This is a genomic window from Psychromonas aquimarina ATCC BAA-1526, assembly GCF_000428725.1.
In the GTDB taxonomy this organism is placed as follows: Bacteria; Pseudomonadota; Gammaproteobacteria; order Enterobacterales; family Psychromonadaceae; genus Psychromonas; species Psychromonas aquimarina.
In genome coordinates this window covers 12,046-23,133 of the sequence record NZ_AUAM01000024.1, presented here as the reverse complement: position 1 = coordinate 23,133, position 11,088 = coordinate 12,046, and the positions used below count along the sequence as shown (strand labels likewise).

The following is an 11,088-nucleotide window of genomic DNA, read 5'->3' as shown; positions in this document are numbered from 1 at the left end:
GATATTTTCAAAGGCAGACTTGCACTCCCTGCTAAAGTTAATAATAATTCATAGCATAAAAATTAAAATGGAATAATCATATGACTCCCCCGATAGCTGTTCTAAAGCTACTACAACAGTTATTAAAAAGAACTGCCCGACAAGATAAAGCATTTGACAAGTATCAGTTAAGCTTTTTAAAAAAACTGCACAATACACCTTCGGATACAGCTATCAACGAACTGTATGAAGAGTGTACGGAGCGGTTACAAGAATGCACTCCTTCAATTGAAGAGAGTCTTCCTGAAGGGCGTTTAATTGTTACTCAGTCACAGCTGCAGCTGCAGAAGCTGTCAGGTCTATCAGATGCCGTTAATGAAAAAATTGAACAGTCAAAGCATATCCAGCAGCCCTATTTAATATCAGAGCACCACGCTGAACTCACCAATATCATTAAAATATACCAGCGGGTTGTTATTGAGTTAGATAAAAACAAAAATACTAACAGTACAGGTGCTCCGCCGGAATTTTCAGAAGTTTGTGATGAATTACAGCAGCTGATTCTGGATCTGGATATTGCACAGCCGCATGTAAAACAACTCGATGTCATTCGTAGAAAAATAGCCGATGAAACTAACCCGCTTGAACTGCCGCAGTACTGTTTAACAATTATTGCCATTATTATCGACAGCACACGTGAAGAACGACGCTCGTCCCGTCACTTTCTATACACGCTGAATGACAGCCTTACCCAGTTTTATCTAAATTTCTCCAATAATATCAAGCAGGCTGAAATAACATTTGCCGAGCAGGATAACTGCGTTAAATCAATTCAGAAAAAATCTGCTCAGCTTAAAAAAGAGACTGAAACCGCAACGGATCTAGATGCACTAAGAAAACATATTTTCTCATATGTCGAAAATGTGGAGCAGATGATTAATGCCAAAGAAGAGCAGAAAGAAGTACAAGTCCGGCAGCGCTTTCAAGGTATGGTAAGAGAGATAAAAGAGCTGCAGAACGAAACAAAAAATTATCAGCAGACCCTGAAGCAGCAGAGTAAGCAGCTGCATGTTGATTTTTTAACCAAGATTCCTAACCGGGCGGCCTGGAGCGAACGTATTCAGATTGAGTTTACCCGCTACCAGCGTTATCAACACTCGCTTAATATCGCCATAATCGATATTGATAAATTTAAATCCATCAATGACAGTTTCGGGCATTTAGCAGGAGATAAAGTCCTTAATGTGATTGCCCAGACACTACAGAAATCACTGCGTAATACCGACTTTATTGCCCGCTACGGCGGCGAAGAGTTTGCAGTTCTACTGCCGGAAATAAACAAAGAACAAGCTCAAATCACCCTTGAAAAACTGTGCAGGATAATAAAAACAATTCCGTTTAAATTTAAAAAGAACAATATCAGCATTTCCATTTCTGTCGGAAGTACAATTTTCAGTCCGGGAGATGATATTGACAGTGCCTTTGAACGGGCGGATCAGGCGCTTTATCATGCCAAGAGCAGCGGCCGCAATCAAGTTATCTGTTTCGAAAAACAATAGTCCTGTCCCAGGCCGCCTGAAAATATAATGGCAACTCTGTATATCTATATTATGCTTATATAATAATAAGTTAGAAATGCTGTGTTGCTATTCAATCCTCTATAAACCCGTTCTGTGGTTATAAAGCTTCTAAACACTCAATCCGGCATTCTCTTTATTCCAAATTCGCGGCAAGGAGAGCCTATGATAACCAGCATCAATCCGGTCGGCAGCATGGCTTTATTATCTCAACTTGAAGTTAATCAGTTAAAAGAAAGCGCAACATCCGATATTTACCACCTGTTTCGCAACTGCTCTCTGGCAGTCCTTAACTGCGGCAGCCATACCGACAGCAGTAAAGAAATTTTAGAAAAATACAAAACATTTGATATTAATGTATTACATCAGGAAAGAGGCGTAAAAATTGAACTGCATAACCCCCCGGAGGAAGCATTTATTGACGGGGAGCTGATCACAGGTATTCAAGAACATCTTTTTTCCGTTTTACGCGATCTGCTTTATGTAAATTCACAGCTGCGTATTCCGGAGCATAATGATAATGACAGCGAACAGATCACCAGTTTAGTTTTTTCAATTCTGCGCAATGCCAATATTCTCAAACCAGGCGGTGAGCCTAATGTTGTAGTCTGCTGGGGCGGGCACTCAATCAATAATGAGGAATTTTACTATACACGCGAAGTCGGCAGTCAGCTGGGACTCAGAGCGCTCAATATATGTACAGGCTGCGGCCCGGGGGCAATGGAAGGCCCCATGAAAGGGGCAACAATCGGCCATGCTAAACAGCGGGTAAGCGGCGGACGTTATATCGGCCTTACCGAACCGGGCATCATAGCAGCCGAACCGCCGAACCCAATTGTTAATGAGTTAGTTATATTACCCGATATTGAAAAACGCCTTGAAGGTTTTGTGCGCATTGCTCACAGCGTAGTTATTTTCCCGGGAGGTCCGGGAACGGCGGAAGAACTACTTTATATTCTGGGAATCATGATGCATCCCGAAAATAAACGTCAGCCGCTGCCTATTATTTTAACCGGGCCGGAAAACAGCAGAACTTATTTTCAGGCTATCGATCAGTTTATCAGAGATACTCTTGGTGAAGACGCGCGCCAGCACTATCAGATTATTATTGCTGATGCTGCTTTAGTGGCGCAGACAGTTAAAAAATCGATGACCAAAGTAACTGAATACCGGCGTGCAATCGGTGATGCTTTTTCATATAACTGGTCTCTGAAAATTGACGAGCCTTTCCAGCAGCCGTTTGTTCCTAACCATGAAAATATGTCCAGCTTAGTACTGAATAGTGAACAGCCGACTGAGCAGCTGGCTTCTAATTTACGCCGTGTTTTTTCCGGTATAGTCGGTGGTAATGTTAAAGATGACGGTATTAAATCCATTGAAGAGTTCGGCCCCTTTGAGATTAAAGGAGAAAAAGTACTGATGAAAAAAGTTGACAGTTTATTAGAAAGTTTTATCGAACAGGGACGCATGAAACTTCCCGGCACGGTTTATACTCCCTGTTATAAAATTATCAGTTAAAACTTTATTTACGGTCTGGGCATAACAGTTCAGACCGTTTTTATTCTTTGTTGAAATGCGCTTGTACAGGCTTATAATACGCTCTCCTTTGCTAATAAGATTATCTGCTGACATGACATCTACCCTATTAATTATCGATGCGATGAACCTTATCCGCCGTATCTACGCTGTACAAGAAAAACAGCTTGGCCAGACGCAGGCAGCCGTGCTTGCAGCGCAGACGACTGCATGTAATGCGCTGAAAAAACTACTGCAGATACATCAGCCCAGCCATGTTATCTGTGTTTTTGATAATCATGCTCCAAGCTGGCGCCATCAGATTTACCCTGAATATAAACAGGGGCGAAAACCCGTTCCTGAGCTGTTAAAACAAAGCTTAAATCAGCTCCAGGATCTGTTTTTTGAATTAGGCGTAGACTCGTTAGTAACAGAAACCGACGAAGCAGATGATTTAATCGCCACCCTTGCAGATAAAGTCGCCCAGAAAAAACAACGATGCATTATTGTTTCTACTGATAAAGGTTTCTACCAGCTGCTTAATTCACAAATTGTTATTTATGATTACTTTACCAACAGTTATACCGATCAGCAGAGAGTATTAAATAAAATGGGTTTATCTGTCGGGCAGTTATGTGACTACTGGGCGATCAGCGGTATTTCCAGCAGTGCCATCAAAGGCGTAGAAGGAATCGGAGCAAAAGGAGCATTAGCACTGCTGCAGCAGTTTAACTGCTTAGACAACATGTTTAAACAGCCAGAGAATCAACAAGATAAACGTTTAACTAAGCTGCAGGCATCACAAAAACAAGCATTACTCGCCAGACAGCTGGTGACATTAAAAAAACAGATCCAACTAGGGTTTAATCTCAAGGATCTGCGTTATACTCCAACAAAGCCTTAAACAGGCGCTTAAATAGTGACGGCACAATAGAAAATCATATAAATATAACTTTTAAATAGCCATTAACTGCCTTTTAGGTAAAATAATTCTGCCGCAGCGTAATCAAGCCCTGCTCGCAGAGAGGCTAATAAAAGAATCAGGCCGGCATTACTATTACCTACTGGAGGGAATCACTTGAAAAAAGCATTAATCATAGCAGCCGTAGCAGCCGCCGGAGCCGCCGGCGCCTATTTTATAAACCAGCACAACGCATCTACTGCGTATAACGTACTCGACTATGTTCCAGCTGATACGCCGATTTTTACCGGACAGCTTGAACCATTTCCGCTCAAAGACTACCTTGCATCCGCTCCCGTCACTTCCACTCCAAACAGTGATGAGATGTTCGCTGAGTTATATACAGACAGCACAGCAAAAGTTAACTTCTTTCTGAATATTTTTAAAACTTATCAAGACAGTCTTAAAGATGCAGATCTGCTGATAAAAACATTCGGTTTCCCTGAAGAGCTGCGTGCCTATTTTTATACTTTAGGTTTAATGCCGGTACTGAAGATTGAGGTAGAAAATCCGCAGGCTGTCTGGGATCTATTAGACAAAAGCGAATTAGAATCAGGCTTCACCCACACTAAGGGTACGCTTCAGACAGTAAACTACCGCGCATATCAGTTAAGTGATGATACAGACGAGCAGAAAGTTGAATTAATCATTGCTCAGGATAAAGGGCTGCTGACCCTGACTCTGAATACTTCCTACAATGATCAGACATTATTAAGCACCGCACTGGGTTTAACTCCGGTTGAAAATTCTCTGGCAAACTCAGGTGTTATTGAGCAGACAATTAAAAAGTATAACTTTGACCAGTCAAGTCTCGCTTTTATCAATCATATTGAAATCATCAAGGGCCTGACCACCAGTGACGGCAATCAGCTGGCTCGTCAGCTTACCTCTCTAGCAGCTTATTTCGATGAAGAAAGGCCTCTGGCTGACATTCAAACACCAGAGTGTGCTGCAGACTTCGCCGGCATAGCAGAAAACTGGCCGCGCACGGTATTTGGCTATACTCATTTAGATATTAATAAAAATGAATCTACCATGGAAATGGCCACCATAGTGGAAAGCAAAAACCAGGCAGTCTTAAATGCATTAAAAACAATTCGTGGTTATATTCCAGAGTACACCGCGGATATTGAAAACAATGTGTTCGCTATGGGACTGGGAATCGATGTCAGTCTGTTAGCCGGCTCTCTAACCGATATCTGGAGCGATCTGCAGACCCCGAGTTATACCTGTGCGCCTTTGGCAGAGCTGCAGGCAGAGATAAGCCAGTCCGGTGAATCTATCGGTATGCTCAGTATGGGGGCGAATGTAGCTAATGGTGTCAAGGGAATCGGTGCAGCTGTACTTGATTACACCATAAGCCAGATCAATGACCAGCCCATGATTGAAAACTTAGATGCCCTGTTTACTATCTCCTCGGACAACCCTGAACTGTTATTTAATTCAGTGAAGATGTTCAGTCCTGAATTTCAGCATATTCAGCTGAGCAGCACCAGTCAGCCGGTCGAACTAGGCGGAATATTCCCAATTCCGGCACAGTTAAATATCGCACCTAAACTAGCCATAAAGGGTAATCATTTAGTTATCTATAATGGAGAAAAAGGTAAAAAAGCGGCGGAAAATCTAAGCACGGAAAAATTAAGTCAAAATGGTATTTATAACTTTTCATTTGATTTTAAGAAAACATTTGCACCGATTGTCACAGCAGCAGAATTAAGCGGCGAACCTATGCCGGAAGAAGCTATGTTTCTAATTGATTACGATGCACGAATGAAAATGGGCTTTGATATCAACGACCAGGGATTAGTTTTTGATTCATATATGAATAACAAGGCACCTGAATAAGCACCGCCTTTATTGTTATTAAAACTAATTTTATTCCGGCTTAACAACCGGAAAGTAATATAGTAAAAAAGCCCTTCTCTTTTCTGAAGGGCTTTTTTTTACATTTTTAATCACGAAATATTAAAACTGTTTATATTATTAACAATAGTTTTAACGAGTGTCTGACGTGCCTGAGAACTAGCCCAGGCAGTATGCGGTGTTATTAATAAACGTGACTGCTGCTTAACAGAAAAATAGGGATGACTGCTCTCCATCGGCTCGACAGCTAATACATCCGTACCGTGATAAATCCCATACTCGTCAATTGCCTCTGCCATAGCCGCTTCATTAATAATGTCTCCGCGCCCTAAGTTAAGAATAACAGTACCTTGTCGAACTAACTTTAAGGCCTGCTCATCAATCAGATTTTCTGTCTGCCCGTTAAGCGGTGCATGAATAGTAATAATATCGCAGCTGCTTAGTAATTCAGATAAATCAGCCTGCTGGTAAGGCTGCTGACTGTTTTTGCCGGACGTTGAGTAATAACAGACACTGCAGCCGAACACGCCGGCGATTTCAGCAACCCGCTGACCAATCGCCCCCATGCCGATAATGCCCCAGCGTTTGCCTTTTATTTCTGAAAACGGACTGCTGATATGGGTAAAAACAGGACTTTCACACCAGGCCTTTGACTGGGTGTAATTATCATAATAACGGCTTTGATGTATTAACTGAAAGAGCATTGCAAAAGTTGACTGTGCGACACTCTCTGTGGAATAACCCGATACATTTTTCACTGCCACCCCCGCATCGATAGCGGCTGCCAGATCAACATTATTCGTCCCGGTTGCTGCAATACAGATTAATTTCAGCTGCGGATTTGCCTGTATAACAGCTTTGTCAATGATAACTTTATTAGTAATAATCACATCACTGTCGGCAATATGCTGTAATCTTTGCTCACTGGATGTCGTTGCGTAAGTTGTCAGCTGACCAAGATTATCTAAAGCAGATAAATCCGTATCCCCGAGAGTTAATGCATCTAATAATACAATTTTCATATTTATTCCTAATTTAAAATTAAAAAGAATAGAGTGTTAACTAACCGCCGTTTTTACCATGATTTCCCTTTATGTGTTTTACAAAAATAATAGCAGCGACTATTTTTAAGACGTATCATAAAGGGATTTTTATGAATTCAATATCTCGCCATATTACTCTCAAATTCATTAGTTTTCTGCTTATTTCACTGATCCTGATAATGACGCTGATTCAAGTGGCAAGTATGCTGACAATTAAAGATAACGTATTTAAAATTCAGCAGTTGTGGGATGAAGTACAGGTTGAACAGTCAGAAAAAATTAATTTAGAAAATTCCATCCGCTCTTTTCTCGGTTACGGAGGAATGATCCACAAATTAAAAAATTCCATTATTAATAATAATCCTGAAGATCTGCAGAGCATTAAAGAAGATATTCATCAGGTCGAAGCCATTATAAAACTCTACCTTTCTTTTCAGTTAAGCCATGCTGAACGTTACGCACTTAACGACATCCAGACAGTAGTCAGAAACTATCAGAAAAAAGTTAACCTGCTGCAGCCCTTGTTTCAGGAAAACAGCTCAATAAAAAAAATAGACTCCTTTCTAAGCATTAATAACCAGCCCGCACTGCGCGGCTTAAGTGTACTTGAGCAGAACAACCGAAAAATTAATCACCAGGATAAAATAAGCTATTCTGTTCAGAATGATAAATTCGGCCTGTATACTGAAATAATTGCTCAGTTAGGCTACGGCGGCCTGATCCACCATATAAAAAATTTACAAATACGCGGTGATAACTCTTATGCTGTTAAGGCTCAGCAGAAAATTAATTTACTGCTTATTAATATTGAAAAGTATTTAAACATGGACCTTGCCGCCGAAGAGGAGCTGGCATTAAATACTTTTCAACAGACGATTAACCATTATCAGGCTCTGTTAAACAACCTCAAGAGACCTGTGACAGCACGTGAAATAATTGATCTTAGTCACTCGCAAAGCTTAGATAATAAAGCGCTGAAAGCACTGAAGATACTGGAACAACGCATTGAAATAGAACTGAAAAGCAAAATTTTTAATGTCGGAGAACAGATTCATTCAATACAGGACGGTATCAAGGAGCTCATTCAGGCAGTCATGTTTTTATGCATTGTTACCCTGCTGTTTTTCAGTTACATCATGTTTAAGAAAGTGATCCTGCCGATACAGAAAGTCACCCAGTCCATGGTTTCACAAGCCCGCTATCACCGCCGTAAGGAAGTTGTATTTCATCCTGATCAGATATATGAAATCAAACAGATGATCCGCTCAATCCGTATTTTTAAACATCATGAAAGAAAACGGCGCAGCAGCCAGAAATTACTGACAAAAATGAACTTAACGACGTTAAGGCAGCTGGAAGAGATTAAAGAGCTGCAGGCTAAAAGTGAGCAGAAAACCGATCAGGCATTAACACTTGCAAATCATTTAATTGAATTACAGAAAAATGCCGATAACGATAGAAAAAATGCCTTAGAAAGTCAGCGTAGAATCAATACCATCTTAAATACAGTGCATGATGCGATTATCACCACCAGCCGCTATGGTTATATTGAGAGTATTAATACCGCAGCTGAAATGATGCTTGGTTACAGTGAAGATGAGCTGTTCAATCAAAACATTACAGTACTTATGCAGGAAGACCATAGCTCTGCAGACAAGCACATAATCAGCGAGCATTTTGCCCCCCAGCGAGGCTCCGCAGATATCAGCGGACGGGAACAGCTACTTAAACGCGCCAACGGCACAACATTTCCTGTTGAAGTCTTTTTAGGTCAGTCAGAGTTTCAAGGTGAAATTAAATACACAGCGGTGATCCGCGATATAACCCAGCGAAAAAAAGATGAAGAGGAGATCCAGCATCTGGTGCTGACCGATCCGTTAACCAATCTGGCTAACCGGCGTCATTTTAACCGCGAACTGCAGCATGCATTAGATGTCAAACACCGCCTGCAGTTAAGTGTTGGTTTACTGCTGCTTGATTTAGATAACTTTAAACCGGTTAACGATACTCTGGGTCATAATATGGGCGATAAAGTACTGCAGAAAGTAGCTCAGCGCCTGCTCAATACCGTACGCTGCTCAGATCTGACCGCACGTTTAGGCGGCGATGAATTTGCCGTTATAGTGAATAGTGTAAACGACCGTTTTGATGTACTTACTCCGGCGCAAAAGATAATTGATGCAATATCAAAACCTATGTTTATTGACGGAGAATGCATCAGCATTAGTGTAACTATCGGGGTTTCCATCTCGCCGCAGGATGCGCTGAGTTTAGAAGAATTTATTCATCATGCCGATACCGCCCTTTACAAAGCCAAAAACTTAGGCAAAGGACGGCATTTTTCTTATCAGGATCTCAGTGAAGAAGAAAAATCCGGACTGCAGAAAAAGTTATAAAAAACCGAAATAACTATTCTGTTTTTATTAGGTTTAACAGGTTTTAAGCATATCCACAGCAACTGCTTCAGCAATTTTAATACCGTCGATTCCTGCAGATAAAATACCTCCAGCATAACCGGCACCTTCACCGCCTGGATATAAACCTTTAGTATTGATGCTCTGATAATCCCGGCCGCGTTTTATCTGCACCGGTGACGAGGTACGGGTTTCAACACCGGTAAGCATGGCATCGGCTGTCGCAAAACCGCGGATCTTTTTATCAAAGGCCGGCAGTGCTTCACGAATTGCATCAATGGCAAAATCAGGCAGACTGGTGCTTAAATCGGTCATTTTAACATTCGGTTTGTAAGAAGGCTCAATAGGGCCGAATGGTTTTGCATCTTGAGCAGCTAGGAAGTCGCCTACACGCTGCGCAGGAGCATCATAGTTACTGCCGCCTAGGATATAAGCATTACGCTCTAATTTGCGCTGCAGTGCAATGCCCTGCAGCGGATCGTTGTCAAAATCACTTGGCGAGATACCCACCACAATCGCACTGTTAGCATTACGTTCGCTGCGCGAATACTGGCTCATGCCGTTAGTCACCACCGCTTCTTTTTCTGAGGTAGCGGCAACCACCACACCGCCGGGACACATACAGAAACTATAAACGCTGCGCCCGTTTTTACAGTGATGCACTAATTTGTAGTCAGCGGCACCTAAAATAGGGTGACCGGCATTAATACCAAAGCGGCATTTATCAATCATTGCCTGTTTATGTTCAATTCGGAAACCGACCGAGAAAGACTGCGCTTCCAGGTGCACACCTTTGTCGTGGAGCATCTGCACCGTATCACGTGCGCTATGCCCAATAGCCAGTGTTACATGTTTAGAATTAATCACTTCACCGCCGTTCAGGGTCACGCCGGTCACCTGATTATCTTCTATATTGATCTCTTCAACACGCGTTTCAAAACGGATCTCACCGCCTAGTTCAATAATTTTACGGCGCATACGCTCAACCATAGTAACCAGCTTAAAAGTACCAATATGCGGTTTACTGACGTAAATGATCTCCGCAGGTGCGCCGGCAGCCACAAATTCCTGTTTAACTTTCAGGCCTAAGAAACCCGGATCTTTCACCTGGCTGTATAATTTACCATCGGAGAAAGTACCCGCGCCGCCTTCGCCGAACTGTACGTTTGATTCAGTGTTTAATTCACCTTTACGCCAGAAACGGAAAGTGTCTTTGGAACGTTCATGAACCGATTTACCGCGCTCTAAGATAATCGGCTTAAAGCCCATCTGCGCAAGAATTAAACCGGTAAATAAACCGCATGGCCCCATACCGATCACAACCGGGCGTTCACTTAAATCCGCAGGGGCCTGCGTTACATATTTATAGGTAGTATCAGGAGAAACCCGCACGTTCTGATCTTTTTCAAAACGTTTTAATATCTTCTCTTCGCCCACATTTTCCAGTGTGATATCAAGCGTATAAATCAAAGTAATAACATTACGTTTACGCGCATCATAACCACGTTTAAATACATGGATATCCACTAACTGCTGCTTAGAAACTGATAATTTATCTAAAACAAATTTCTGCAAGGCATCATCGCTGTGATCTAGTGGTAATTTAACTTGGTTGAGACGTATCATGGTTCACCTGAAAAATAAGGGGTCAAAAATTAAGCGCGTAGTTTACGTGATCTTAAGTGAAATTGGTATTAGGGATTTAATACAAAAAAACCAGCACAAGGCTGGTTTTT

7 protein-coding genes are annotated in these 11,088 nt (G+C 41.7%); 5 read left to right on the top strand and 2 right to left on the bottom strand.

Annotated elements, in window-relative coordinates:
* The first annotated feature begins 80 nt into the window (after window positions 1–80).
* From G337_RS0110365 to G337_RS0110350, 4 genes are all read left to right on the top strand, one after another.
* Window positions 81–1,538: a GGDEF domain-containing protein gene (locus G337_RS0110365; protein ID WP_028863826.1), complete on the top strand. Its 1,458-nt coding sequence runs from the start codon at window positions 81–83 to the stop codon at window positions 1,536–1,538.
* Window positions 1,539–1,721: 183 nt separating this feature from the next.
* Entirely contained in the window at window positions 1,722–3,074 is a 1,353-nt protein-coding gene (gene ppnN, locus G337_RS0110360; protein ID WP_028863825.1) for a nucleotide 5'-monophosphate nucleosidase PpnN, read from the top strand.
* A gap of 112 nt (window positions 3,075–3,186) precedes the next feature.
* Window positions 3,187–3,975 carry a flap endonuclease Xni gene (xni, locus tag G337_RS0110355; protein WP_028863824.1) on the top strand — a complete coding sequence of 263 codons (789 nt, stop codon included), beginning with the start codon at window positions 3,187–3,189 and terminating at the stop codon, window positions 3,973–3,975.
* A 174-nt stretch (window positions 3,976–4,149) separates the two neighbouring features.
* On the top strand, window positions 4,150–5,877 hold the full coding sequence (locus tag G337_RS0110350) for a hypothetical protein (protein ID WP_028863823.1): 1,728 nt from the start codon (window positions 4,150–4,152) through the stop codon (window positions 5,875–5,877).
* A 110-nt stretch (window positions 5,878–5,987) separates the two neighbouring features.
* Here G337_RS0110350 and G337_RS0110345 read toward each other — a convergent pair whose 3' ends face one another.
* Window positions 5,988–6,917, bottom strand: a complete 930-nt coding sequence (locus tag G337_RS0110345) for a D-2-hydroxyacid dehydrogenase (protein ID WP_028863822.1) — start codon at window positions 6,915–6,917, stop codon at window positions 5,988–5,990.
* A 131-nt stretch (window positions 6,918–7,048) separates the two neighbouring features.
* On the opposite strand from G337_RS0110345, the gene G337_RS26015 reads away from it, so the two are divergent.
* Window positions 7,049–9,334 (top strand): sensor domain-containing diguanylate cyclase, encoded by a 2,286-nt coding sequence (locus G337_RS26015; RefSeq protein WP_037027320.1) that lies wholly within the window; start codon window positions 7,049–7,051, stop codon window positions 9,332–9,334.
* Between the two features lie 33 nt (window positions 9,335–9,367).
* On the opposite strand, the gene G337_RS0110335 is transcribed toward G337_RS26015, so the two are convergent.
* Window positions 9,368–10,978, bottom strand: coding sequence for an NAD(P)/FAD-dependent oxidoreductase (locus G337_RS0110335; RefSeq protein ID WP_028863821.1), 1,611 nt, complete (start codon window positions 10,976–10,978; stop codon window positions 9,368–9,370).
* Window positions 10,979–11,088: the final 110 nt, after the last annotated feature.